Source organism: Amycolatopsis sp. NPDC101161, assembly GCF_044768185.1.
GTDB lineage: Bacteria > Actinomycetota > Actinomycetes > Mycobacteriales > Pseudonocardiaceae > Amycolatopsis.
In genome coordinates this window covers 580,435-605,250 of sequence record NZ_JBIWPI010000001.1, presented here as the reverse complement: position 1 = coordinate 605,250, position 24,816 = coordinate 580,435, and the positions used below count along the sequence as shown (strand labels likewise).

Annotated in this window: 19 protein-coding genes; 5 read left to right on the top strand and 14 right to left on the bottom strand. The window is 73.5% G+C overall.

Going from position 1 to position 24,816, the window contains the following annotated elements; genetic code table 11:
* Nucleotides 1–434 precede the first annotated feature (434 nt).
* The 6 genes from ACIRSS_RS02945 to sthA all read right to left on the bottom strand — a co-directional run bounded on the left by ACIRSS_RS02945 (nt 435) and on the right by sthA (nt 8,665).
* The gene (locus ACIRSS_RS02945; protein ID WP_400889893.1) at nt 435–1,619 is read right to left on the bottom strand and encodes a phosphotransferase; all 1,185 of its coding nucleotides are present in this window, start codon (nt 1,617–1,619) and stop codon (nt 435–437) included.
* A gap of 77 nt (nt 1,620–1,696) precedes the next feature.
* Entirely contained in the window at nt 1,697–2,392 is a 696-nt protein-coding gene (locus tag ACIRSS_RS02940) for a DUF389 domain-containing protein (RefSeq protein ID WP_400889891.1), read from the bottom strand.
* Nucleotides 2,392–4,167, bottom strand: coding sequence for an aspartate--tRNA ligase (aspS, locus tag ACIRSS_RS02935; protein ID WP_400889889.1), 1,776 nt, complete (start codon nt 4,165–4,167; stop codon nt 2,392–2,394). Before aspS ends, ACIRSS_RS02940 begins: the two co-directional genes overlap by 1 nt.
* Nucleotides 4,168–4,268: 101 nt before the next feature.
* The gene (gene merB / locus ACIRSS_RS02930; RefSeq protein WP_400889887.1) at nt 4,269–4,871 is read right to left on the bottom strand and encodes an organomercurial lyase; all 603 of its coding nucleotides are present in this window, start codon (nt 4,869–4,871) and stop codon (nt 4,269–4,271) included.
* A 393-nt stretch (nt 4,872–5,264) separates the two neighbouring features.
* Nucleotides 5,265–7,163, bottom strand: a complete 1,899-nt coding sequence (locus ACIRSS_RS02925) for an intein-containing Rv2578c family radical SAM protein (RefSeq protein ID WP_400889885.1) — start codon at nt 7,161–7,163, stop codon at nt 5,265–5,267.
* An 89-nt stretch (nt 7,164–7,252) separates the two neighbouring features.
* Complete coding sequence (gene sthA / locus ACIRSS_RS02920) at nt 7,253–8,665, bottom strand: Si-specific NAD(P)(+) transhydrogenase (RefSeq protein WP_400889883.1); 1,413 nt, start codon at nt 8,663–8,665, stop codon at nt 7,253–7,255.
* Between the two features lie 90 nt (nt 8,666–8,755).
* Between sthA and ACIRSS_RS02915 the strand changes: the two genes are divergently transcribed.
* Together ACIRSS_RS02915 and ACIRSS_RS02910 are read left to right on the top strand one after the other, a co-directional pair.
* On the top strand, nt 8,756–11,749 hold the full coding sequence (locus tag ACIRSS_RS02915) for an ATP-binding protein (protein ID WP_400889881.1): 2,994 nt from the start codon (nt 8,756–8,758) through the stop codon (nt 11,747–11,749).
* A gap of 79 nt (nt 11,750–11,828) precedes the next feature.
* Nucleotides 11,829–13,217: an FAD-binding oxidoreductase gene (locus tag ACIRSS_RS02910; protein ID WP_400889879.1), complete on the top strand. Its 1,389-nt coding sequence runs from the start codon at nt 11,829–11,831 to the stop codon at nt 13,215–13,217.
* 4 nt (nt 13,218–13,221) lie between these two features.
* Here ACIRSS_RS02910 and ACIRSS_RS02905 read toward each other — a convergent pair whose 3' ends face one another.
* From ACIRSS_RS02905 to ACIRSS_RS02890, 4 genes are read right to left on the bottom strand one after another with little or no spacing between them, the layout of a single operon-like run.
* Entirely contained in the window at nt 13,222–14,529 is a 1,308-nt protein-coding gene (locus ACIRSS_RS02905) for a glutamine synthetase (protein ID WP_400893354.1), read from the bottom strand.
* Nucleotides 14,526–16,265: an IucA/IucC family protein gene (locus ACIRSS_RS02900; protein ID WP_400889877.1), complete on the bottom strand. Its 1,740-nt coding sequence runs from the start codon at nt 16,263–16,265 to the stop codon at nt 14,526–14,528. The genes ACIRSS_RS02905 and ACIRSS_RS02900 overlap by 4 nt, the downstream gene beginning before the upstream one ends.
* Nucleotides 16,262–17,539 (bottom strand): lysine N(6)-hydroxylase/L-ornithine N(5)-oxygenase family protein, encoded by a 1,278-nt coding sequence (locus ACIRSS_RS02895; protein WP_400889875.1) that lies wholly within the window; start codon nt 17,537–17,539, stop codon nt 16,262–16,264. Before ACIRSS_RS02895 ends, ACIRSS_RS02900 begins: the two co-directional genes overlap by 4 nt.
* On the bottom strand, nt 17,536–19,212 hold the full coding sequence (locus tag ACIRSS_RS02890) for a pyridoxal phosphate-dependent decarboxylase family protein (RefSeq protein WP_400889873.1): 1,677 nt from the start codon (nt 19,210–19,212) through the stop codon (nt 17,536–17,538). Before ACIRSS_RS02890 ends, ACIRSS_RS02895 begins: the two co-directional genes overlap by 4 nt.
* Nucleotides 19,213–19,363: 151 nt before the next feature.
* Between ACIRSS_RS02890 and ACIRSS_RS02885 the strand changes: the two genes are divergently transcribed.
* Genes ACIRSS_RS02885 through crcB form a run of 3 tightly spaced genes read left to right on the top strand, consistent with a single transcriptional unit; the run spans nt 19,364 to nt 20,459 of the window.
* Nucleotides 19,364–19,756 carry a fluoride efflux transporter FluC gene (locus ACIRSS_RS02885; protein ID WP_400889871.1) on the top strand — a complete coding sequence of 131 codons (393 nt, stop codon included), beginning with the start codon at nt 19,364–19,366 and terminating at the stop codon, nt 19,754–19,756.
* On the top strand, nt 19,756–20,088 hold the full coding sequence (locus ACIRSS_RS02880; RefSeq protein ID WP_400889869.1) for a DUF190 domain-containing protein: 333 nt from the start codon (nt 19,756–19,758) through the stop codon (nt 20,086–20,088). Before ACIRSS_RS02885 ends, ACIRSS_RS02880 begins: the two co-directional genes overlap by 1 nt.
* Nucleotides 20,085–20,459 carry a fluoride efflux transporter CrcB gene (gene crcB / locus ACIRSS_RS02875; protein WP_400889867.1) on the top strand — a complete coding sequence of 125 codons (375 nt, stop codon included), beginning with the start codon at nt 20,085–20,087 and terminating at the stop codon, nt 20,457–20,459. The genes ACIRSS_RS02880 and crcB overlap by 4 nt, the downstream gene beginning before the upstream one ends.
* Here crcB and ACIRSS_RS02870 read toward each other — a convergent pair.
* Genes ACIRSS_RS02870 through ACIRSS_RS02855 form a run of 4 tightly spaced genes read right to left on the bottom strand, consistent with a single transcriptional unit; the run spans nt 20,456 to nt 24,807 of the window.
* Nucleotides 20,456–20,833, bottom strand: a complete 378-nt coding sequence (locus ACIRSS_RS02870; RefSeq protein ID WP_400889865.1) for a hypothetical protein — start codon at nt 20,831–20,833, stop codon at nt 20,456–20,458. The two genes, crcB and ACIRSS_RS02870, sit on opposite strands and share 4 nt — an antisense overlap.
* Before the next feature lie 55 nt (nt 20,834–20,888).
* Nucleotides 20,889–21,839, bottom strand: coding sequence for an LLM class F420-dependent oxidoreductase (locus ACIRSS_RS02865; RefSeq protein ID WP_400889863.1), 951 nt, complete (start codon nt 21,837–21,839; stop codon nt 20,889–20,891).
* Nucleotides 21,836–23,935 (bottom strand): prolyl oligopeptidase family serine peptidase, encoded by a 2,100-nt coding sequence (locus ACIRSS_RS02860; protein ID WP_400889861.1) that lies wholly within the window; start codon nt 23,933–23,935, stop codon nt 21,836–21,838. Before ACIRSS_RS02860 ends, ACIRSS_RS02865 begins: the two co-directional genes overlap by 4 nt.
* Before the next feature lie 20 nt (nt 23,936–23,955).
* The gene (locus ACIRSS_RS02855; RefSeq protein ID WP_400889859.1) at nt 23,956–24,807 is read right to left on the bottom strand and encodes a polyphosphate kinase 2 family protein; all 852 of its coding nucleotides are present in this window, start codon (nt 24,805–24,807) and stop codon (nt 23,956–23,958) included.
* Nucleotides 24,808–24,816: the final 9 nt, after the last annotated feature.

The following is a 24,816-nucleotide window of genomic DNA, read 5'->3' as shown; positions in this document are numbered from 1 at the left end:
CCCACGCACAATGGCGGAAGCCCGGCCCATGGTCTGCCCACCAGCGGCTTCGCTGACGTCTCAAATGATCTCATTGAGGACCTGAGTTCCAGATCCACCGATCGGCACGGGTGAAGGGCCCCTCATCGCGTACCGAGACGCGAAGGGCCGCTACACCACACCAGATGACACGAGGGAGTCCTTCAGCCGGCCAGCCGGTCTCGGCTGCGTGGGTTCGGAGATGGTCGCCGATCGGGGCGCCGGTTACCAAGCGGCCGAGAGCGCCCTTCCGGCAGCACGTCTGCGGCGCCACCCGCCGACCGACGCGGCCCGCCCTCCCTGGGGGCTGCCCCCGCTTTCAGCGTATCGGCGGCACCCGACAAAACCCGCGCAAAAGAGCCCCGACCACCCCGCCCATCCACATCACACCCGCCCTGTGGACAACCGCGTCACCTTCACCGGAAAGCCGGGTAGAACGCCAAATCCGCGTGCGGTCCCAACCGAGCCGCCAAGGCCGCCGCCACCCGGGCCGCGAACTCCGATACCGCCGTCATCCGGACGTACCCCGCGTGCTTGGCCAAATCGCGCCACCACGTCACCAGGGCCGCCTCGCGGCTCACCGGGGCCGCGTGCCGGGACAGGTCCAGCGAGCCCAGCTCCTCCCCCGTGATCAGCCACACCCGCAGCAGCTCGCTGGTCGTCAAGTGCGAGGCCAGCACGTCGTCGTCGGCGAAGGTGGGCCACACCCCCACCACCTCCGCGCGCCATGCCGCGACCATCGCTTCGCTCATGCCCGCCGGCAGGGCCAGCGCGTCCGGCCAGCTCGCGAACGGCAGCCTCAAGTGCGCCGCGTCGACCAGCGCCGACCGGACGCAGCCGAACTCGAAGTCCAGGAACCGGACGCTCTCGCCCGTCACCAGGTTGTTGTCCGGGCTCAGCTCCACCGGGCTGAACGCGCGGAACCCCGCCGACCGGGACTGCTCGAGCGCGTCCGCCACCTGCGTCAGCACCTCGTCCGGCGCCGGGATGCCGAGGCGCTCCTGGATGACCGCCGGCACCCGCGCGCACAGTTCGTCTTCACCGCGACCGTCGTTCTTCGCCGGGCCGCCGAGGCGGCGTAGCAACGCGTTGAAGTCGGCTTCGCGCCCTGCCGTGCTCGCGTGCAGGCGGCCCAGCGACCGCGCCCACGACAGCAGCGCGCGCTCGGCCGCGCGGGAGTCGCGGGCGTAGAGCTTGTCCTCCAGCGTCGGCGTGCGGCCTAGGTCCTCCAGCACCAGCACGCGGTCGCGGCCGTCGTGGGCCAGCAGCTCCGGGCACATCCGCTCGTCCGGCGCCAGCGCGGTGAACAGCTGGTAGCTGACCGCCTCCTGGGCGAACGGGTCGGCGCCCGAGGCCGGCTGGTCCGGGTAGTGCTTGATGACGAGCGTGCGCGGCAGCGCGAAGGACGACGACACCACGCGTGCCCGGACCACCGTGGCCGGCCCGCTCCCCGCGAGGTCCTCGGGCGCGACCAGCGTGATCGCACTGCCGAACCGGCGCGAAAGAACGGACTCGCCCGCCGCGACCGCCGCGGCGACGGCGAGCTGCTCGGCTCCTGCCCCGACCCCAGCGTCGCCGGAGGAGGAGGTGTCGACTGTCATTGTCACCGACCCTACTCGTGACTGAGCAACCATGACTACTGACATCCGGACAAGAAGTAGCCTCCCGTCCGGACCGGTCATCCCCGTGAAAGCGGACGCGTTCCCACCCGTGAACGTTGCCCATTCCGGCGCAGAGTCAACACAATGGCCGCTGCTGCAACGATTCCGAGAAGGTTGACGAGCAGCTGGCCGGCCGACTGGAGGCACCGGCTCCACTGCCCCACCAGCGCGGCCGACTTCGCCGACGACATGGCGAGCATCCCGGCGGCGCCGGCGAGCATCGCGACGACCAGGGACGGCACGCCGACGGAGAAGACGAAGTCGACGTCGTGGTTCCGCTCCAGCTGGAACGCCTCCTCGCCGAAGACGCCGGTCGCGCGCACGAGCAGCGCGCCACCGAGCTTCACGACCATCGCCAGCGGGAAGCCGACGCCCAGCGCCGCGCTCGCCCGGCGCAAGAGGTCCCCGCGGCGCAGGACCACGTCCGCGCCCTCGCCCGGGGCCGCCCCCTCCGCCCGGTCGGCGGCGTCGGACAGTGCGGTGTCGAGGGCTTCGAGCGTGATCCCGCCGGTGTGGTCGAGACCGAGCCCGCACAGCGCGTCGACGATTTCGTCCGCCGCCTCGCGCGCGATGTCGGCCTCGACCAGGTCACCCGGCGGTTCCACGGCGACGCCGCGGTGCGCGATCAGGTGTGCCGTCCCGGCGTGGGCCCGCAGGACGTCCAGCGCTTGCGCGGTGGCCTCCGGCGGGCACACGGCCCTGAGGTGCAGCACTAGTTCTGCGGGGGCGCGGCGGGCTTCGCGTCGATGCCGGCTTCCTTGCGCTGCTGCGGCGTGATCGGCGCCGGCGCCGCGGTCAGCGGGTCGTAGCCGCCGCCCGTCTTCGGGAACGCGATCACGTCACGCAGCGAGTCGGCCTTGGCCAGCAGCATGACGATGCGGTCCCAGCCGAACGCGATGCCGCCGTGCGGCGGCGGGCCGAACGCGAACGCGTCGAGCAGGAAGCCGAACTTCTCCTGCGCCTCCTCGTCGCTGAGGCCCATCAGGTTGAAGACGCGCTTCTGGACGTCGCCGCGGTGGATACGGATCGAGCCACCGCCGATCTCGTTGCCGTTGCAGACGATGTCGTAGGCGTAGGCCAGCGCGTTGCCCGGGTCCTGCTCGAACTTGTCGATCCACTCCGGGGTCGGCGAGGTGAACGCGTGGTGCACCGCGGTCCACTTGCCGGACCCGACGGCGACGTCGTCGCCGATGTCCTCGACCGGCGCGAACAGCGGCGCGTCGACGACCCACACGAACGACCAGGCGTTCTCGTCGATCAGGCCGAGCCGCTTGCCGATCTCGTCGCGCGCGGCGCCCAGCAGCGGCTGCGTGCTCGACGCCTTGCCCGCGGAGAAGAAGATGCAGTCGCCGGGCTTGGCGCCCGCCGCGGCGGCGACGTTCTCGCGCTCGGTCTCGGACAGGTTCTTCGCGACCGGGCCGCCCAGGGTGCCGTCCTCGTTGACGAGGATGTACGCGAGGCCGCGCGCGCCGCGCTGCTTCGCCCACTCCTGCCACGCGTCGAGCTGGCGGCGCGGCTGGTCGGCGCCGCCGGCCATCACGACCGCGCCGACGTACGGCGCCTGGAACACGCGGAACGGCGTGTCGGCGAAGAACTCCGTCATGTCGGTGATCTCGAGGTCGAAGCGCAGGTCCGGCTTGTCCGAGCCGTACTTGGCCATCGCCTCGTGGTAGGTGATGCGCGGGATCGGCCGCGGGATCTCGTGCCCGATCAGCTTCCACAGCGCGGAGACGATGTCCTCGCCGAGCTTGATGACGTCGTCCTGCTCGACGAAGCTCATCTCGATGTCGAGCTGGGTGAACTCGGGCTGGCGGTCGGCGCGGAAGTCTTCGTCGCGGTAGCAGCGCGCGATCTGGTAGTACCGCTCCATGCCGCCGACCATGAGCAGCTGCTTGAACAGCTGCGGCGACTGCGGCAGCGCGTACCAGGAGCCGGGCTTGAGCCGCGCGGGCACCAGGAAGTCGCGCGCGCCTTCGGGCGTCGAGCGGGTCATCGTCGGGGTCTCGATCTCGACGAAGTCCTGGTTGTGCAGCACCTCGCGCGCGGCGCGGCTGACCTCGCTGCGCAGGCGCATGGCCGCGGCCGGGCCGCTGCGGCGCAGGTCGAGGTAGCGGTGCTTGAGGCGGACCTCTTCGCCGACGTCGACGCGGTCGTCGATCGGGAACGGCAGCGGCGCGGCTTCGGAGAGGACCTCGAGCTGGGTCGCGAGGACCTCGATCTCGCCGGTGGGGATCTCGGCGTTCGCGTTGCCCTCGGGGCGCTTCGCGACCTCGCCGACGATCTTGACGCAGAACTCGGAGCGCAGGGCGTGCGCGCGCTCGGCCATCTCGCCTTCGCGGAAGACGACCTGGGCGACGCCGCTGGCGTCGCGGAGGTCGATGAAGATGACGCCGCCGTGATCGCGCCGCCGGGCCACCCATCCGGTGAGGGTGACGGTCTGTCCGGCCTGCCCGGCACGCAGGGTGCCGGCGTTGTGAGTGCGGAGCACTGCGACTGCTCTCCTTCGACCTGGGGTTATCGCTGTCCTGGAAGGCTAACGAACAACCCAGCGTACGACGTCGGCAGGCTTGGCTTGCGCTTGCGTGGTGGTCAGAGCACGAACTTCGGCCGGGTCTCCAGCGCCGCCACCAGCCGGTGGGCTTGGGCGAGGTAGGCGGCGACCTGGTAGACGCGGCCGCCGGGGTGGGCGACCAGCCAGCTCGCGGCCGCCGAGGCGGAGGCGAAGAACGGCTGGCCCGCGCAGGCGACGGCGTCGACGTGTTCGAGGCCGAAGCCCAGGTCGACCGCGGCGACGACGGCCGACGTCGGGTCGGCCTGCACGATCCCGTGCGCGGTGAGGTCGATCCGGATGCGGGTGCCGGTGACCGGGCAGGTCGCGGCCGCGTGCACGCGCTCGCCGGTGGCGATGGCCAGCAGGAACATGTCGACGGTGCCGTCGGGGCCGGCGCCGAGGGTGCCTTCGGCCGGGGCGAGGCGGTGGTGGGCGCCGCGGGGCGCGGGGCCGGTGCTGACGAGGTCGCGGTGGAGGGTGAAGCCGATGAGCTCGACGAGGCGGCGCGCTTCGAGGGGGGCGACGCCGACGGTCGCGGCGAGCCGTTCGACGCCGACGGGGTGGCGCCCGGCCCGGGTCAGCTTCAGGGCGGCCCACGCGAGCCGGGCGGCCGCGACCCGGTCGGTCTGCGAGGTCGTCATCGCCGCTCTCCCTTCCGCATCGATCCCTTCGACGTTAGGCGTCGGCGAGGCGGAGCGACAACGACACGATCGGACATTTTTCCGCAAGCCGCCGACTCGGCCGCGCAATCGGGTGAGGACTACGGCGAACGGCGCAGTTCGACCGGCCCCGGAGGCGGTTGGGTGACGGCTTCACCCACACGGCGGCCCGGCGGATGATCACGGACCGGCGCGGGCGGTTGTCCACAAAGGACAGCACGGCCGCGGCGGAGGGGGTTCGGATCGCGGCTCATGGCCATGAGGGGCACCTTCATGGCAAACCGAGGCGGGGCGGGCGCCGGTGAGACCCGCTCGGATCGTCGGCGCGGGCGGAGCTGTTCCGCCACCGCAACCCGACCCCCGGCGCACCCCCGCTCACAGCAACCGCAGCTGCTCCGCCGCCGGCACCTCGATCCGCGGCTCGGGCACCGCCTCCATCCCCCGCGAATCCTCCCCCCGGCTCCGCATCAGCCCGTGCCGCCTGAGCAACGGCGCCACCCGCTCGCCCAACCTCTCCCGATAAGCCTTCTGCACATAACTCCCCCGCGCGTACAACTCGCGGTACCTCGGCACCAGCTCCGGATACGTCCCCGCCAGCCAGCGGCCGAACCACTCGCGCGCGCCCGGGCGGAGGTGCAGGGGGATCACCGTCGCGCTCGTCGCGCCCGCTTCGGCCAGCTTGGCGAACAGCGCGTCGAGCGCCTCGGCCGAATCCGTCAGCCACGGCAGCACCGGGGCCACCAGCACCGAGCACGGCAACCCCGCGTCGCGGGCCTTGCGGATCAGCTCCAGCCGCGCCCGGGGGCTCGGCGTGCCCGGCTCGAGGCGGTGCTGCAGCTCGCCGTCCAGCAACGCCAGCGAGACCGCGAGCGACACCGGCACGTCGTGGGCCACCTCCTGCAGCAGCGGCAGGTCGCGCGCGAGCACCGTGCCCTTCGTCAGCACCGACAGCGGCGTTCCCGATCGGGCCAGGGCCGTGATGATCCCCGGCATCAGCCGGTAGCGGCCCTCCGCGCGCTGGTACGGGTCGGTGTTCGTGCCCATCGCCACCGGCTCGCGCCGCCACGACGGCCGTTTCAGCTGGGCCGCGAGCACTTCCGGCGCGTTGACCTTCACGACGACCTGCGTGTCGAAGTCGTGGCCGGCGTCGAACTCCAGGTACGTGTGGGTGTTCCGGGCGAAGCAGTTGTGGGACACCATGCCGTCGGCGATGAAGTCGCCGGTGCCGGTGGTGATGTCGAACAGCGGCAGCTGCAGGCCCAGCGGCTCGATCGCCTCGACGCGGCGGCGGCTCGCGCCGATCACCGCGCCGTCCAGCGACCGCTTCCACGCCACCGCCGGGTTGCCCACGTGCAGGAACCGCAGCACCTCCGCGGTCCCGCCGAGCAGCCGGACTTCCTGCCGCGCGGGGAACTTCGGCACTTCGTCGATCTGGTGCGCGAAGCCGAACCGGGTGAGCGCGGCGGCGAACGCCTCGATGATCTCGGGTTCGTCGTGCGCCACGGCGAGGACGCCGCGGCCGTAGTCGCCCGCGAGGTCGAAGACGCCGGCGAGGAACCCGCGCTGCCAGTGCGCGTCCGGGTCCGGCGGCACCTGGAGGAACCCGACGGACGCGCCGAAGTCGGGCAGGTACCCGAGGGCGCGGGTGGCCGCGTCCGCCTCCGCGGCGAACCCGCCGGAGCGCAGCATCCCGCACAGGTAGCCGGCCCGGTACCCGAGCGTCTCGTCCGGCGTCGGCTCGAACCGCCCGACGCCGATCAGCTCGGCGCCGGGTTCCAGGTGCGGCCGCTGCGCGGCGCCGAACTTGCTGCCGGTGACGTGCTTCCAGCCCTTGCTCGTGAGGAACCGGTGGTCGCCGCCGGCGACGAGCCGGGTGCCGTCTTCGAGCGTCACGCGGTAGGCGGCGCGCAGGGTCGTCCAGTGCGCTTCGACCCGGGTGGGCACCAGCCGCCGGGACGCGCCGTGGCCGCGGGTGCCGTAGATCTCGTCGCCGACCTTCAGCTCGGACAGCGCCCGCGTGCGGCCGTCGGCCAGCAGAATCTTCGTGCCGCCTTCGAGGCAGTACGTGCAGGCGTGCGAACAGCCGCGGTACGGGTTCACGGTCCAGTTGAAGGGGACGCCGGAGCCCGAGGGGACCTTGTTCAGCACCGAGCGCGCGTGCACCTCGTGAAAGGTGACGCCGTCGAACTCCGGTGACCGCACGGACCGCACCAGGCCCTCCAGCCCGGGCAGTGCCGGCTCACCCTCCCCCGCTCGCTGCCGATCCCATCGCACCGCGCCAGTCGAACATATGTTCTAGTCGAGTGTCAAACCGGTTCGCCGCAGGCGAATCGGCGTGGTGCGGGTGTGACTGCTGGGGCGGTTCAGGACGAGAAGCGGTCCAGCGCCCGGATCTTGTTGGTCGCGTCCAACGCGGCCACCTTGTACGCCTCCGACAGCGTCGGGTAGTTGAAGACCGCGTCCACCAGGTAGTCGACCGTGCCGCCGCAGCCCATCACCGCCTGTCCGATGTGGACCAGGTCCGTCGCGCCCGTGCCGAACACGTGCACCCCGAGCAGCTTCCGGTCCTTGGTGGACACCAGGAGCTTCAGCATCCCGTAGCTGTCGCCGGTGATCTGGCCGCGCGCCAGCTCGCGGTAACGCGCGATGCCGACCTCGTACGGCACCGACGACGACGTCAGCTGGGCCTCCGTCGAGCCGACGTACGAGATCTCCGGGATCGTGTAGATGCCGATCGGCTGCAGCGCGCCCAGGCCGTTCGCCGGTTCGCCGAACGCGTGGTACGCCGCCAGCCGGCCCTGGTCCATCGACGTCGCCGCGAGCGCCGGGAAGCCGATCACGTCGCCGACCGCGTACACGTGCGGGACCTCGGTGCGGTAGTGCTCGTCGACCACGAGCCGGCCGCGCTCGTCCGCCTGCAGGCCCGCCGCCTCCAGGGCCAGCTCGCCCGTCATGCCCTGGCGGCCCGCGGAGTACATGACGCCGTCGGCCGGGATGCGCTTGCCGCTGACCAGCGTCGTGATCGTCGCGTCGTCGGACACCGCGACGTCGGCGACCTTCTCGCCGAAGCGGAACGTGACGCCGAGGTCGCGCAGCTGGAACTTCAGCGACTCCACGATCTCCGGGTCGCAGAAGTCGAGCATCTGGTCGCGCTGCTCGACCACCGTGACGCGCGAGCCGAGCGCGGCGAACATCGACGCGTACTCGATCCCGATCACCCCGGCGCCCACCACGACCAGCGACGACGGGATCTGCTCGAGCCGCAGGATCTCGTCGGAGTCGAGCACGCGCGCGGCGTCGAAGTCCACCTGGGGCGGGCGCGCCGGGCGGGTGCCGGTGGCGATCACGACGTAGTCCGCGCTCAGCGTCCGGCGGTCGCCGGGGTGCTTGCTCTCGACGACCACCGTGTGCGGGTCGGCGAACGAGCCGGTGCCGGGGATCAGGTCGACGTGGTTGCGCAGCAGCTGCGCCCGCACGACCTGGACCTCGCGCCCGACGACGTGCTGCGTGCGCGCCAGCAGGTCGGCGATCGTGATGTCCTGCTTGACGCGGTAGCTCGCGCCGTAGAGCTCGCGCTGGTTCATGCCCGTCAGGTAGAGCACCGCTTCGCGCAGCGTCTTGGACGGGATCGTGCCCGTGTTGACGCACACCCCGCCGACCATGTCGTGCCGGTCCACGACCGCCACCCGCTTGCCCAGCTTCGCCGCGGCGATCGCGGCCTTCTGGCCGCCGGGGCCCGAACCGATGACGATGAGGTCGTACTCGTGCTCGCTCACGGTGTCGAGCCTGCGCACCCGGGCGCCCCGGCGCAACCCCCCGCCGGTGAAGATCCGCGCGCGGATCGGTTTCCGGGCTAGCGTGACCGGGTGCTGCGCGTCTCGCTGCTGGGCGAGCAGGTGATCGCCGACGACGCCACCGGCACCGTGCTGACGCGGTCGCCGCGCTCGGTCGCGCTCGTGGCCCACCTCGTCGTGCACGCCGGGCTGGCCCAGCCGCGCCGCCTGCTGGCCGGGCTGTTCTGGCCGGACTCCACCGACGCACAGGCGCTGACCAACCTCCGCCGCGAGCTGCACCAGCTGCGCCGCGTCCTCGGCGACCTGCCCTCGCTCGCCGTCACCGGGCAGGACCTGTGCTGGCGGGACACGCCGTCGAGCCGGGTGGACGTGCGGGAGTTCGACGTCGCCCGCCGGGCCGCGCTGGCCGCCGAAGACCCCGGCGAAGCCGTCGCCCACGCCCAGGCCGCGCTCGCGGCCTACCGCGGCGAGCTGCTGCCCGGCCTGGCCGACGACTGGGTCCTGGCGGCCCGCGCCGAGCTCGACCGCCAGTGCGTCGAGCTGTGCGACCTGATCTGCCGGACCCCCGCGGGCGACCCGGCCGCCGCGCTCGCCGCGGCCCGCCGCCGGATCCGCCTGCGCCCGCTCGAAGAGACCGGCTACCGGACGCTGATGGGGCTGCAGGCCGACGCCGGCGACCGCGCGGGCGCGGTGAGCACGTACCACCGGTGCGCGTCGGTCCTCGAACGCGAGCTCGGCGTCGTCCCGGCCGAGCCGACCCGCGCGGCGCTGCGCCGGCTGCTCGCCCGGCCCGGTCCCGAGGTCCGCCGCTCCGCGGCCACCGGGCTCGTCGGCCGGACGGCCGAGCTGGCCCGGCTCGGCCGGCGGTGGCACGCGGCCGCCGCGGGCCGCGCCGGGATCGTCCTCGTGCGTGGCGACGCCGGGGTCGGCAAGACGCGGCTCGTCACCGAGCTCGCCGGCCTGGCGCGCGCGGAAGGCGCCGTCGTGGCCACCGGCCGCTGCTTCGGCTCGGCCGGCCGGCTCCCGCTGGCGCCGGTGGCCGACTGGCTGCGCACCCCCGCGGTGCAGCGGGCGGCGGCGGCCCTCGACCCGGGGTGGCGCGCCGAAGTCGACCGGCTGCGGCCGGCCGCGCGCCCGGCCGGGGGCGGCCACCCGACGGTCGACGCGTGGCAGCGCCTGCGGTTCTTCGAAGGGCTCGCCCGCGCGCTCACCGCCGGCGGACGGCCGGTCCTGCTGGTGCTCGACAACGCGCAGTGGTGCGACGAGGAGACGGGCGCGTTCCTCGCGTTCTGCCTCGGTCTCCTGCCGGACGCGCCGCTGCTGGTCGCGGGAACCCTGCGCGACGGCGACCTCGACCCCGGCGTGGCCGCCTGGACCGGCCGGTTGCGCGACGACGGCAAGCTGACCGAGCTGCCGCTGCGCCCGTTCGACGCCGACGGCACCGCGCAGCTCGGCGAAGCGGTGGCCGGGCGCCCGTTGTCCGCGTCGGACCGCACGCTGCTGCACGCGGCCACCGGCGGGTTCCCGCTCTACGTCGTGGAAGCGTTGCGCACCAACGCTTCCCCGCCGTCCGGACGGCTGGACGGCGTGCTGCGGGCCCGCCTCGAACAGCCCGGCCCGGCGGCCCGCGAAGTCGCCGGGCTCGCCGCCGCGGCCGGCCGGGACTTCACCCTCGAGCTGCTCACCGAGGCGAGCGACCTCGACGCCGACACCGTCGTCGAGGCCGTCGACGAGCTGTGGCGGCGCCGGATCGTGCGCGAGGTCGGCGGCGGCTACGACTTCACCCACGACCTCCTGCGCGAGGCCGCCTACCAGCAGGTCAGCCCGCCGCGGCGGTGGCTGCTGCACCGGCGGCTGGCCCAGGGCCTGGAGCTGCTGCACGCCGAGGACCCCGACGCCGTGGCGGCGCAGCTGGCCGAGCAGTACGCCCGCGGCGGGCGGCCCGACCGGGCCGTCGAGCACTACCGGCGCGCCGCCGCCGTCGCGGCCCGGACGTTCGCCCACGCCGAGGCGATCCGGCTGCTGAAGGAGGCCCTCGACCTGGTCCGCGCGCGCCCGGCGAGCGGCAACCGCGACCGCGCCGAGCTCGACGTCCTCGAAGCGCTCGCCGGGCCGCTCAACGCCCACCAGGGCTACTCCTCCCTGGAGCTGCAACACGTCCTGGAACGGTCGCTCGCGCTCGCGGAGTCCTCGGGCGGCAAGGAGTCCGCGCTGACGGCGTTGCTGGAACTGTGGTCGTCGCGGTTCGTCCAGGGCCGGACGGCGGAAGCGCACCAAGCCGCCGAGCGGGCCCTCACGCTGCTCGTCCCCGGCACCAGCGCCGAGCAGGGCGGCTCGGCGCACTTCATCGTCGCGGGCTCCTCGCTGACCCTCGGGCACGACCCGGCCGAGGCGCTGCGACACTTCGAGCTGGGCGCCGAGCGCACGCGCGGGGCGTCGTCGTGGCCGATCGGCACCCGGCCGGACGTGCACGGCCCGGCCTGGGCCGCGCACGCCCACTGGCTGCTCGGCCACGACGACGCGGCCGTGGCGAGCAGTGCCGACGCGATCGCGCTGGCCCGCCGGATCGAGCAGCCGTACAGCCTGGCCATCGCGCTGGCGTACGCCGGGATCACCCACCAGATGCGCCGCGACCGGCCGGCCCTGTGGGCAGCCGTCTCGGAGCTGCACGCGCTGTGCGACCGGTACGGCTTCGCCTACTACCGCGAATGGGCGCTGGTGCTGGGCGGCTGGGCCCGCGGCGGCGCGGCCGGGCTGGCCGCGGCGCAGGAGGGCGTCGCGAACCTCAAGGCCGAGGGCTCGTTCGCCCGGATGCCGTACTGGCTGACGCTGGTCGCCGAGCTGGCGGACCCGGCCGCGGCCCGGGCGACGCTGGACGCCGCGCTCGCCGCCGGGGAGGCCCGCGACGACCGCTGGTGGCTGCCGGAGGTGCTTCGGCTGCGGGCGGCGCACGACGCCGATCCGGTCCCCCGCCTGCGGGCGGCCGCCGAGCTGGCCCGCGTCCAGGGCAGCGTCGCCCTGCGCCGGCGGGCGGAGGCGGACCTGAGCGTTCGGCTCGCGCCCTGACCGGCGCGAACGGACCGAACGCTGCGCGAACGCCGGGTGCCTACGTTCGCCTCGAACCGGGAAATCCGAGAGGGGCACCATGACCACCACCGCACTGCCGCACGAGGAACTGGCCACCGCGCTGCGCGGCGACCTCATCACGCCGGCCGACCCGGGCTACGACGAAGCCCGCGCGGTCTACAACGCCATGATCGACAAGCGGCCGGCGGCGATCGCCTACTGCCGCGACGCCGCCGACGTCGTCACCTGCGTCCGGTACGGGCGCGAACAGAGCCTGGACCTGGCCGTGCGCGGCGGCGGCCACAACGCGGGCGGCCTCGGCGTCGCCGACGGCGCCCTGGTCATCGACCTGTCCGGGCTGCGCAGCACCACGGTCGACCCGGTCGACCACACCGTCCGCGCCGACGCGGGGTGCACGTGGGGCGACGTCGACCACGCGACGGTCGCGTTCGGGATGGCGACGCCGTCGGGCATCATCTCCTCGACCGGCGTCGCGGGCCTGACGCTCGGCGGCGGCATCGGCTACCTGGCCCGCCGCTTCGGCCTGACGATCGACAACCTGCTCGGCGCGGACGTCGTGCTCGCGGACGGCTCGTTCGTGCACGCTTCGGAGTCTTCGCACCAGGACCTGTTCTGGGCCCTGCGCGGCGGGGGCGGCAACTTCGGCGTCGTCACGTCGTTCACCTTCCGCTGCCACGACATCGGCGAGCGCGGCGTGGTGATCGGCGGGCCGGTGCTCTACGACCTGGCCGACACGCCCGACGTGCTGCGCTGGTACCGCGAGCTGCTGCCGTCGCTGCCGGAGGAGCTGAACGGCTGGTTCGGGCTGATCACCATCCCGCCGGCGCCGCCGTTCCCGGAGGAGCTGTGGAGCCGCAAGGCGTGCGCCATCGTCTGGTGCTACACGGGCGCGCACGACAAGGCCGACGAGGTGCTGGCACCGGTCCGCTCGTTCGGGTCGCCGCTGCTGGTGGGGCTGCAGGACATGCCGTACACGGCGTTGCAGGGAGCGTTCGACGCGCTGTACCCGGCCGGGCTGCAGTGGTACTGGCGCGCGGACGTGTTCCACGAGATCTCCGACGCGGCGATCGACATCCACCTCAAGTACGGCGAAAACCTGCCGACGATGCATTCGTCGATGCACCTGTACCCGATCGACGGCGCGGCCAGCCGGGTGGCGCCGGACGCGACGGCGTTCCCGCACCGGTCGGGCGGCTGGTCGGGCGTGATCGTCGGGGTGGATCCGTCGCCGGAGCAGGCCGAAGCGATTTCGCAGTGGACGCGGGCGTACTGGGAGGAACTGCACCCGACGTCGGCGGGCGGGGCGTACGTCAACTTCATGATGGAGGAGGGCCAGGACCGGGTGAAGGCGTCGTACGGCGCGAACTACGACCGGCTGGCGGAGGTGAAGCGGCGGTACGACCCGGACAACGTCTTCCACGTCAACCAGAACATCCGCCCGGCGTAACCGGTCAGGAGCGCAGGGCGCCGCGGCGGCGCTGCCAGCCGGTGACCGTGTCCAGCCCGGACTCGATCTCTTCGGTGAGCAGCGCCGTCAGCTGCGCCGCGACGTCGGGGCCCAGCAGCTCCCCCACCCGGTCCATCGACGACAGCGCCTCCCACGGCGAACCCGCCAGCGAGTCCGAGACGACCCCCGGCTCCGGCGGCGTCAACCCTTCCTCCAGCCCGAACCGGCCGGCCGCCAGCAACGCCGCGACGACCAGGTGCGGCTGGGCGTCGGCGCCCGCGAAGCGGAACTCCAGCCGCGGATCCGACGGCGGCCCGGCCACCCGCACCGAGGCCGTCCGGTCGTCGTGGCCCCAGCGGACCTCGCGCGGCGAGAACGGCGCCGTCCGCAGCCGGACGTAGCTGTTCCACGTCGGCGCCCACACCGCCGTCAGCGCCCGCGCGTCGCGCAGGACACCCGCCAGGAACCCGCCCAGCAGGTCCGGCGGTGAACCGTCCACAGTGGACAGGGACAGGTGCACGTGGCCCGAGTTCCCCTGCCCGGGAAAGGGAGCGGCGAGGTAGGACGCCGTGACGTCGTGGCGGGCGGCGGCCCGGCGCACGAGCAGCTGCTGCAGCAGCACGTCGTCGCACGCGGCCAGGGCATCGCGGTGGCGCAGCACGACCTCGTACTGCCCCGGGTGGCATTCCGCGCGTGCCGACTCGACGCCGAGCCCGGCGTCGTGCACCGCGGTCCGCACGTCGGAAAGCAGCGGCGCCAGGCGCTCGGTGCCGCCGAGCGCGTAGTCGACGCCATGGGACGTCAGGGGCGACCCGGCGGCGTCGAGGAACACCACCTCGTGCTCGATGCCCACCGACGGCACCAGTCCCAGGCCTTCCAGCGCCGCGAGCTGGCCGCGCAGCACCTCGCGCGGGGCCAGTTCCGCGGCCTGACCGGACGGCCACTCGGCGTCGCACACCACCGCCCACGTCCGATCGCCCAGCGGGATCGCGGTCGCCGCGTCCGGGCGCGCGCGCAGATCGCCGAAGCCGTCGAGGTACCCGCCGAGCACGCCGGACTCCGGCAGCGGATCGCGCGACGGCGTCCACGCGAAGACGTAGCTGCAGATGCCGTACCCGTCGTCGAGCACCGACGCGGCGAACGGCGCGGCCAGCTCGACCGCGGCGAACCGCGCGTGCGGGTCCGGCACCAGCAGGAGCAGCCGGGCGCCGTCCTCCTCGAGGACACCGCGCAGCACCTCCGCGCCCGCCTCGGCGACCGCGCGCCGGGTGGCCAGCGACCGCGGGCCGGCCGGGCGCGCGAACGCCGTCACCACGCGCCGCCGGGATCCGGGGCGTGCAGGGGGTTCGGCACCCTGCCCCAGCGGACGTCGAACTCGTCGTCGCGTTCCACCTTGTCGAAGCCCTGGCCGGCGAAGTGCTCCCGGTTGAGCGTGACACGCTCGACGTCCGGCGCGAACAGCCGGCACGCGTCGAACCGGGCGGCGACGTCCGGGTTCTCGTCGCGGTAGCGGCCGACGACCTCCCGCACCGGCGCCCAGAACCGCGCCCGCGGCAGGCCGAGCTCGTCGAGCAGGACCTCCGCCCAGAACCGGAACTGCCCGGAGAACACCGAGCTGAACAGCGACTGGGCCAGCAGGTGCGCGGGCCAGCGCAGCATGTCCGCGGCCGCTTCGGGCGGGAGCGACTCGTAGCTCTCCAGCCGCTCGTCGAGCAGGTCGACGCCCTGGGCGAAGTCCTTGATCAGCACCCGTTGCGGGACGCCGGCGGCGTCGACGACCAGGACGAGGTTCTGGCCGTGCGGGCAGAACCCGACGCCGTGGCGCAGCAGCCACTGCAGCAACGGAGTGAGCAGCAGGTCGAACAGCCGCGTCAGCCACGCTTCCGCGTCACCGCCGCCGATCAGGTGCGCCAGCATCGAAACGCCGTCGGGGCCGCGGTAAGGCAGCGCGGCGAAGGAAATCGCGCGCTCGCCCTCGGTCAGCTGCGCGACCAGCGGCTCGCGCCACAACGCGCCCAGCGTCTCGTGGAACCGGTAGGGCAGCTCGTCCAGGTGCCCGAACAGCGGGTGCCGCACGGACACGCTCGCGACCTCGCCCAGCAGCCCGAACCGGTACTTCTCGCTGACCAGCGGGTCGGCGGCGCTGATCCGGCGCAGCCACGACGTCACCGACGGCCCGGCGAGCGTCGCCGCCGAGTTCAGCCCGCGGTAGACCAGCGTGTTCCGGACCGACACGGCGGTCTTGACGTCGTGCCGGCCCGGCGCGCTCACGTTGGCCAGGGTCCGGACCGTCTGGTGTGGACGGTAGGCGTCCGCGCTCTCGCCCAGGTCGACCATGACCCCGGTGGCGAGTTCGGCGGCGTAGAGCGTGCCGAGGATTTCGTCGGCCTGCCAGGGGTGGACCGGCACCCAGACGTAGTCCTCGGGCGCCCGCGCGGCGAACTCCGCCCGCTGCGCGCCGAGCTCGGCGTCGAGCAGCGCGTCCCGGCTCAGCTCGTCGACGCAGCGGAACTCGGCGTGCGCGGGGTGGACGGCGAACCAGCGCAACCGGACGTCGGAGCCGGCCTCCGGGGCGTAGCTCGCGCGGTCGCGGGCGGAGAACCCGACGCGGCCCTTGTTGAGCACCAGCCGCGGGTGGCCGGTCAGGTGCCCGTCGGCCACGTTGTAGTCCATTGCCGACAAATCGGCCGCGGTCGGCGCGCGGCGCAGGCGGGCAGCCTCGTTGGCGACCGTCGCCGTCAGCTCGGCCAGGACGTCGGCCAGCCGCAACCCGCTGAGCCCCAGCACCTCCCGCGCGTCCACGACGAGCGTGCGCGGGTCGGTGGCCGGCTCGCCGGAGCGGTACGCACTGCCCGGGACGACCGTCCACGCGTCGAAGGCGCCGCGTCGCGCCTGGAACGTGTAGACGACGTCGTCCGGCAGCTCCAGCCGCCAGGAGCCACCGTCCCCGACCGGCTCCAGCATGTGCTCGTAGGACAGCTCGCCGAGCATCTTGTGCACGATCAGGGCACCGGCCGCGCGCCAGGCGGCCGCTTCGTCGAGGGTCACTTCTCCTCCAGGCCGAACGTGGTGAAGGCGGTGCGGTCGGGCAGGTCGTGCACGGTCTTGCCGCACACGGCGTTGAGGATCACGGCCGCGCGCCAGGCGCCGAGGCCGAGGTCGGGCGCGCCGGGACCGTGGGTGTGCCGTTCGGCGTTCTGCACGAACAGCGCGCCGGGCACGTCGAGGGCGACGCGGTGGTCGGCGCCGACCACCAGGCGGCCGCGCGCGTCGCGCTGGACGGCGTCGCCGAGCCCGGCCAGCAGCGGCCCGGTCGGCGTCTCCGCGTAGCCGGTCGCGGCGACGACGGCGGCGGTGCGCAGGGTGGCGTCGCGCCCCTGTTGCGCGTGCCGGAGGCCCAGTTCGACCTCTCCGTCCACAAGGGACGCCGAGACGACTTCGACGCCGGGGGTGAGCACCGCGCCCGGGGGCCCGGCGATGCTGCGGCGGTACAGCTCGTCGTGGATCGCGCCGATCGTCTCGGTGTCGATCCCCTTGTACAGCTGCCATTGCGCGGGCAGGAGGCGGTCGCGGACCGCTTCGGGCAGGCCGTGGAAGTACGCGGTGTAGTCCGGGGTGAACTGCTCCAGCCCGAGCTTCGAGTACTCCATCGGCGCGAACGCGGGGGTCCGCGCGAGCCAGCGCACGCCGTCCACAGTGGACCGCGAGCGCAGCAGGTCGAGGACCACTTCGGCACCCGACTGCCCGGAGCCGACCACGGTGACGCTCTCGGCGGCGAGGAGTTCTTGCCGGTGCGTCAGGTAGTCGGCCGAGTGCAGCGCGAGCACGGCCGGATCGTCGACGAGGTCCTTCAGGGGCGCCGGCACCGACGGCACCGACCCGACGCCGAGCACGACGTTGTCCGCCAGCACCGGCTCGGCCCCGGTGATCGTCAGCTCGAAGGCGTCGCCCGCCCAGCGGATGCCGGTGACCTCGTGGCCGAACCGGCACGACGGCAGCCGGGCCGCCGCCCACCGGCCGTAGTCGTCGTACTCGACGCGCGGCATGTGGAACCGCTCGGCGAAGTAGAACGGCAGCAGCCGGCCGCGGTCGCGCAGGTAGTTGAGGAAGGAGAACGGGCTGGTCGGGTCGACCAGCGTCACCAGGTCGGCGAGGAACGGCACCTGCAGCGTCGCGCCGTCGACGAGCAGCCCCGGGTGCCAGCGGAACTCGGGGCGGGCGTCGAAGAACACCGCGTCCAGGCCGGCGACCGGGGCGGCCAGCGCCGCGAGCGAGAGGTTGAACGGCCCGATGCCGATGCCCGCGAGGTGGTGGCGCCTCACGAAGCGACCGGGCTTTCCCGGTGCGCGACGAGCTCGGCCGACGCCGTGGCGACGATCCGGTCGAGCAGCGGGCGGTAGTCCTCGGCGGTGGTGTGCGGGTGCAGCAGGGTCAGCTTGAGCCACAGCTGGCTTTCGCCGCCGGGACCGGTCGGCAGCGCGGCCCGGCCGATGACGGCGGTGCCCGCTTCCAGGAGCGCGCGGCGGACGCGGGCGACGAGCTCGTCGTCCCCGGTCTCGTCGGCGGCGACGGGCCGCAGCACGACGGTCGACAGCTCGGGCCGCCCCCAGAGGCGGAGGCCGGGGTGCCGCTCGACCCGCTCGGCGACCTCACCCGCGGTGGCGCAGCAGCGTTCGACGAGCGCGCCGAGGCCCTCGGTCCCGAGCGCGCGCAGGGTGACGGCCATCCGGAACGCGTCCGGCCGGCGCGAGGTCCGGATCGAGCGGCCGAGCAGGTCCGGCAGGCCGGCCTCAGTGTCGTCGTCGGCGTTGAGGTACTCGGCCCGGACGGTGAGAGCGGCGAGGTCCGCGGCCTCGCGGGCGGCGAACAGCCCGGCGGCGACCGGCTGCCAGCCGAACTTGTGCAGGTCGAGGGCGACGGAGTCGGCGAGGTCGAGCCCGGCGAGCTTGTCCTTGAGCGCGTCGCTGCACAGGGCGGTGCCGCCGTAGGCGGCGTCGACGTGCAGCCGGGCCCCTGCCCGGCGGCAGATTTCGGCGATTTCCGGCAGCGGGTCGAGGGTCCCGGTGTTGGTGGTCCCGGCGGTCGCGACGACGACGGTCCCCGGCCCGGCGACCTCCGCGAGGGCGTCGGGAATCATGCGGTCCCCTTCGCAGGGGACGACGATCGGCGCGGGCAGGCCGAGCAACCAGGCCGCGCGGGCGACACTGTGGTGGGCGTTCGCGCCGCAGACGCTCTGGAGGACGCCGTTTTCCCGCGCCAGGAGCAGGCCGAGCAGGTTCGATTCGGTGCCACCGGTGGTCACGACGGCGTCGGGGGTTTCGGCGGCGGGGTAGCACAACCGGGCGATCCCGGTGGTGAACTCGCGTTCGAGCTCGCTCGCGACGGGGGCTTGGTCCCAGGAATCCATGGAGGGGTTGAGCGCACTGGCGACGACATCGGCGGCCACGGCCACGGCGAGGGGCGGGCAGTGCAGGTGGGCGGCGCAGGCCGGATCGGCGGGATCCGCGGACCCGGCGGCGAGCAGCCGGCTCAGCTCCTCGAGGGCGGCTTCGGCGCCGACGCCGCGGCGGGGAAGAGTTGATGGGAGGGGCGCGGGTTCGGCGGCCGGCTTCCGGTCACGGCGCTCGGCTGCCGGTGCGGCAGCGAGGCTCGGCGCATCAGCCGGGCTCAGGCCACCACGCTCGGCGGCCGGGCGGGGCAAGGATCCGGCCCCCGGCACTGTGGGTTCGGGAGCAAGCGCGGCTGCCGAGGCCTGCGCCGGTGCGGCCCCGGCTCGGGCCGAGCCGTGCTCCGCGGTCGTCTCCAGGCCCGCGTGCCCGGCGGCCAGCTCGCCACCCTCCGCGACCAGCGCCGCCGCTACCGCGGCCGGGCCGCCGGCCGGGATGGGGCCGCCGCGTTCCGCGACTCCCGCCGCCATTCCGCGCAGTGCCGCCGGGATCAGCTCGCCGAGCCGTTGCGCGCCGCCGTCGCCCCCGGCCAGCCCGTCTCCGCGCATGTACCCGCCTTCCTTAGGGTTGCCTTGCCTACGCTGAGCAACAGTACGGCGACCGACGGCTGCCTGTCATCTGGCCCCGTCCAGGATGCTCGACCGGGTGGCGGGGACGCGTCGGCCATCGGGAGTAGGTTCACCGCGAGGAGGTGATCACGTGCCCCGGTGGGACGTCCTGGCGGCCATCGGCGCCGGCGGCGCGCTGGGCAGCCTCGCCCGCTACGGCCTGTCCGCGGCGCTCCCGCACGCCCGCGGCGAGTTCGCCGTCGCGACGCTGCTCACCAACGTCCTCGGCTGCCTGCTCATCGGCGTCCTGATGGCCCTGCTGACCACCACCGCCCGCCCCCACCACCTGCTCCGGCCGTTCCTCGGCGTCGGGATCCTCGGCGGCTTCACGACGTTCTCCACGTTCGTGACCGACACCCTCGACGCGGCGACGACCGGGCGGATACTGGGTTCGCTCGCCTACGCGCTGGCGTCGGTGGTGTTCTGCCTCGCGGCGGTGACCGCCGGCCTGACGGCGACCCGCGCGATCCGGAAGGGACGCTGATGGAAGGACCGGCCACCCGCCTGACGATCTACATCGGCGAAGACGACCACTGGCACCACAAGCCGCTCTACCACGAGATCGTCCGCCGGGCCCGCGACGCCGGCCTCGCGGGCGCCTCGGTGCTCCGCGGCGTCGAAGGCTACGGCGCGTCGTCGCTGATCCACACGACGCGGATCCTCTCGCTGTCGGAGGACCTGCCGGTGGTCATCGTGATCATCGACCGCGAGGAGAAGCTGCGCGCGTTCCTGCCGCAGCTGGACGAGCTGATCGGCGAAGGCCTGGTGACGCTCGACCAGGTCGAGGTGGTCCGCTACGTGGGGCGGGCGGAGTGACGCTCGTCCTGGTGGCCGTCGGCGGAGCGGCGGGGTCGATCCTGCGCTACCTGACCGACCGGCGGGTCCAGGCGTGGCGCGACTCCCCGTTCCCGTTCGGGACGCTGACGGTGAACATCGTGGGATCGTTCATCCTGGGCTTCCTGAGCGGCTGGCTCCTGCACGGCGCGGAGCCGTCGTCGGTGCGCGCGCTGGTGGCGGTGGGCTTCTGCGGCGGCCTCACGACGTTCTCGACGTTCGGCTACGAGACCGTCCGGCTGTTCCTGGAGAAGACGCGGCTGTACGCGGTGCTGAACGTCCTGGTGACGGTGGTCGCGGGCCTGGCTTCGGGAGCACTCGGGCTGCTCCTCGCGACCGCGGTCTTCGCCTAGCGGTCCGGCCGTCCGAGCCGCCGCTGCACCCGGCCGAGCGCGTCCTCAAGACGGCCGGCCCGGCCGTCTTCCCGCTCGGCGCGGCGTTCGACCTTCCACTCCACGTACTCGACGAGCGGGATGTCCGGCCACTTGCGCTTCACCTCGCGGCGTTTCCCCAGCAGCCGCAGCTCGGCCGCTTCGGCGCGGACCTCGTCCGGGTCGCCGGTCGCCGCCCGCAACGCCAGGCTTTCCCGCGCGCGGTTGGTGCGCCGCGCGAACGCCTTGCTGCGCGCCAGGTTCTTGCGCGACGACTTGTCGTTCTCGCCGTACGCGTCGCGCCGGTCCTTGAGGTAGCTGAGCCGCTTCTTCTCCGGCGGCGTCTTCCGTCTCATCCGTCCTCCTCCGGCGCCCAGGAAACACCCGGGCGCCGGAGGCGGCAACGGAATATCAGCGCGGCGCCAGGCCGCGCACCTGCTCGAAGGGGTCCCCGCCGGTCGGAAGCAGCGCGATGATCGGCGTCGTCAGGCCGTTGTCCACATAGGACTGGACCTGCTCCCGGCACGACTCCACGCTGCCGTGGATCACCAGCTCGTCGACGACCGAGTCCGGGATCACCTGGTTCGCCTTCTGCCGGTCCCCGGCCGCCCACGCCTCGTGCATCGGGGCCAGGGCCTCGCCGCGGCCGAGCCACTCGTGGAACGCCGCGTACACCGGGACCGTCAGGTAGCTCGAGATCAGCATCCGGCCCAGGCCACGCGCCGCCTCCGCGTCCTCCGTGGGGCAGACGAAGATCCGGGCCGCCAGCTCGACGTCCGGGCCGATCACCGACCGCACCTGGGGCACGTCCGAAGCCGCCAGCCAGTTCGTGATCGCGCCGTCGGCCTCGCGAGCCGCGAGGCGAAGCATGCCGGGTCGCAACGCCGCCAGCATGATCGACGGCGGCGGGTCGGCCGGGCGCTCCAGCCGGAACTTCGACACCGCGAACGTGTCGTACTTCTCGGTGACCTTCTCCCCCGCCAGCGCCGACCGCAGGAACCGCAGCGTGTCCCGCGTCCGCGCGAACGGTTCTTCGAAGGAGGCCGCGTTCCACTGGGAGACGATCACCGGGGACGACGCGCCGATGCCGAGGACGAACCGGCCGGGCGCCAGCTCCGCGACCGTCGCCGCCTGCATCGCCAGCAGGCCCGGGCCGCGCGTGTACACCGGGACGATCGCCGTGCCGAGGCGCAGCTGCGGCGCCCACTGCGAAGCCAGCACCAGCGGCGTGAACGCGTCGGTGCCCGCCGTCTCCGCCGTCCACGCGTCGGTGTAGCCCAGGTCCGGCAGCTGCTCGACCATCTCGCGGTGCGCCGTCAGCGGCACGCCGGTCAACGGGATCGTGAGGCCCCAGCGGCTCATGCGGTCTCCTTTTCGACGGCGGAAAGCTCACGCAGCAGCCAGTCGACCTGCGTGCGCATCAGGTTCTCCGCGACCTCTTCGGCCTGCGGTGTCATGTGGGTGGCGCCGGCCAGCGGCAGGAAGACGTGCGGCCGCCCCTTCGCCAGCAACGCCGACGACAGCCGCAACGAGTGCGCGACGAACACGTTGTCGTCGGCCAGCCCGTGCACGATCAGCAGCGCGCGGCTCAATTCCGCAGCACTTTCGATCAGCGAGTTGTGCGCGTAGCTCTCGACTTCGTCCTGTGGCTTGCCCAGGTACCGCTCGGTGTAGTGCGTGTCGTACAGCGACCAGTCGGTGACCGGCGCGCCCGCGACCGCCGCGTGGAACACGTCCGGCCGGCGCAGCACCGCCAGCGCCGACAGGTACCCGCCGTAGGACCAGCCCCGGATCGCGACGCGCTCCACATCCAGCTCCGGGAACCGAGCGGCCGCCGCTTGCAGCGCGTCCACCTGGTCCTGCAGCGTCACGTCGGCGAGGCGTCCGGCGATCTCGCGCTCCCACACCGCACCGCGGCCCGGCGTGCCGCGGCCGTCCGCGACGAGCACCGCGAAGCCCTGGTCGGCCAGCCACTGCGACGTCAGGAACGCGTTGCGGCTCTGCAGGACGCGCTGGGCGTGCGGGCCGCCGTACGGGTCGAGCAGCACCGGCAGCTTGCCCTCGCTCGGCTCGTACCCGCGCGGCAGGAGCAGCGTCGCGCGCAGCCCCCGCTCCCCCAGCGTCAGCCAGGTCAGGTTCGGCACGATGTCCGGGTCCACAGTGGACGCCTCGATCGACACCACCGGCGAGCCGTCGCGCAGCACCGAAACCCGGGGCCCGCTGTGTTCGAGGCTCCACGACGAAAGCACGGTGACCGCCGCGTTCCCGGACCCGACGTGCACGCCGTCCACAGTGGACAGACGGCGGATCGACGCGCCCTCGGTCCGGAACACGTGGATCTGCGTCGGGTCGTCTTCGGAGGCGCTGAACAGGATCTCCTCGCCGACGTCGAGGACGGCGCGCAGCTGCAGCCCGGCCGGCGTGACGGCCTCGCCGCCGACGAACAGCCGGTGGTCGCCGTCCACCATGCCCTCGACGACCAGGCGGCCGTCCGGCGTCCACGCCGGGACGCCGCCGACGATGTCGATCCATTGCTGGTCGGACGCGGTGTGCAGCACCGACGTCGAGCCGTCGGCGACGTCCAGGGCCAGGACGTCCATCCGCTTCTGGTCGCGCGGCTGCACGGCGAGCAGCGGCGCGCCGCCGGCCGACCAGTGCACCGAGGCCAGGTACTCCCACTCCCCCGGCGCGACGTCCACGCGGGAGCCGTCGAGGCCGAGCACGGAAAGCGAAACCAGCGCGTTCGTGGTGCCCGCGGCCGGGTACGCGACGACGTTGGCCGGGTTCTGCGGGTTGGCCGGGTCGGCGATGGTCCAGCGCGGCACCGGGCCGCGGTCGGAACGCTCGGCGAGGACGCTCCGGCCGTCCGGGGCCCACCAGTAGCCGCGGGTGCGGTCCATCTCCTCGGCCGCGATGAACTCGGCGAGGCCCCAGGCGATGTCCTCGCCGTCCTCCTCGACCAGCACGCGGTCGTCGCCGGTGGCCAGCTCCATGACGTGCAGCCGCCGGTTCTGCACGTACGCGACGTGCGTCCCGGTCGGGCTGGGCCGCGGGTCGATGACGGCGCCGTCGACGCGCAGCGTCACCTCGCCGGACGCGAGGTCCAGGGTGTAGAGCTTGCCCGAGAGCGAGAACGCGGCGACCGTGAAGCCCGCGTCGACTCCGTAGTGGACGACGCCACCGCCGGTTTCGCGGGCGCGTTCGCGCCGCGCGCGCTCCTCGGCGGGCAGCTCCTCCTCGCCGGGCAGCAGCTCGGCGGCGTCCACGAGCTTCGTCTCGGCGCCGGTCGCGAGGTCGGCCGACCAGAGGCTGTGCCGGGGGTCGGTGCCCGACTCCGCGCGCAGGAACAGCACGCGCGAGGCGTCCGGGGCGACCCGGAACTCCTTCGGCGCGCCGAGGGTGAAGCGCTGGGTCCGGGCCTGCTTGCGGAGGAACGGGAGGTCGTCGACATCGGTCACGTCCGCACTCTTTCAGACGATCACGCGGGTACGCCAACGCCCTTCAGCTTCGCCAGCTCCTCGGCGACGTCGTAGTCCGGCTCCGGGAACGTCGGCTTCAGCTCCGTGAGGGTTTCGATCAGCAGTTCGGCGACGGCCCAGTTCCGGTACCACTTGTGGTCGGCGGGCACGACGTACCAGGGAGCGTGGGCGGTCGACGTCTTCTTGAAGATGTCGGCGTAGGCCTCCTGGTAGGCCGGCCAGTGCGAGCGCGCCTCGAGGTCGCCCGGGTTGTACTTCCAGCGCTTCTCGGGCGTCACCAGCCGGGCCTTCAGCCGCTTGAGCTGCTCCTCCGGGGAGATGTGCAGGAACACCTTGACGACGGTCGTGCCCGCGTCCGTCAGCTCCTGCTCGAACGCGTTGATCTCGCCGTAGCGGCGGCGGCGCTCGGCCGCGGTCAGCAGCCCGGACACCCGCGGCACCAGGATGTCCTCGTAGTGCGAGCGGTCGAAGACGCCGATCTGGCCGGGCTTGGGCAGCTGCTTGCGGATCCGCCACAGGTAGTGGTGGCGCCGCTCGGCCGGCGTGGGCGCCTTGAACCCGGCGTAGTGGACACCCATCGGGTTGACCAGGCCGAGCACGTGCGAGACCGTGCCGCCCTTGCCGGAGGTGTCCATGCCCTGCAGCACCAGCAGCACGCTGCGCTGCCCGCCGCCGATGCCCTCGGCGTAGAGCGCCTCCTGCAGCGCCGACAACCGCTCGCCGGCGCTGTCGAGCTTCGCGACGGCCTTCGGCTTCTTGCCCGGCCCCACCGGGGTCGAACCCGGGTCCGGCAGCTCCGCGCCGACGCGCAGCGCGTCCCGGACCCGGCTTCCTGCGTCCTTCTTGGCCATCCAGCGAAG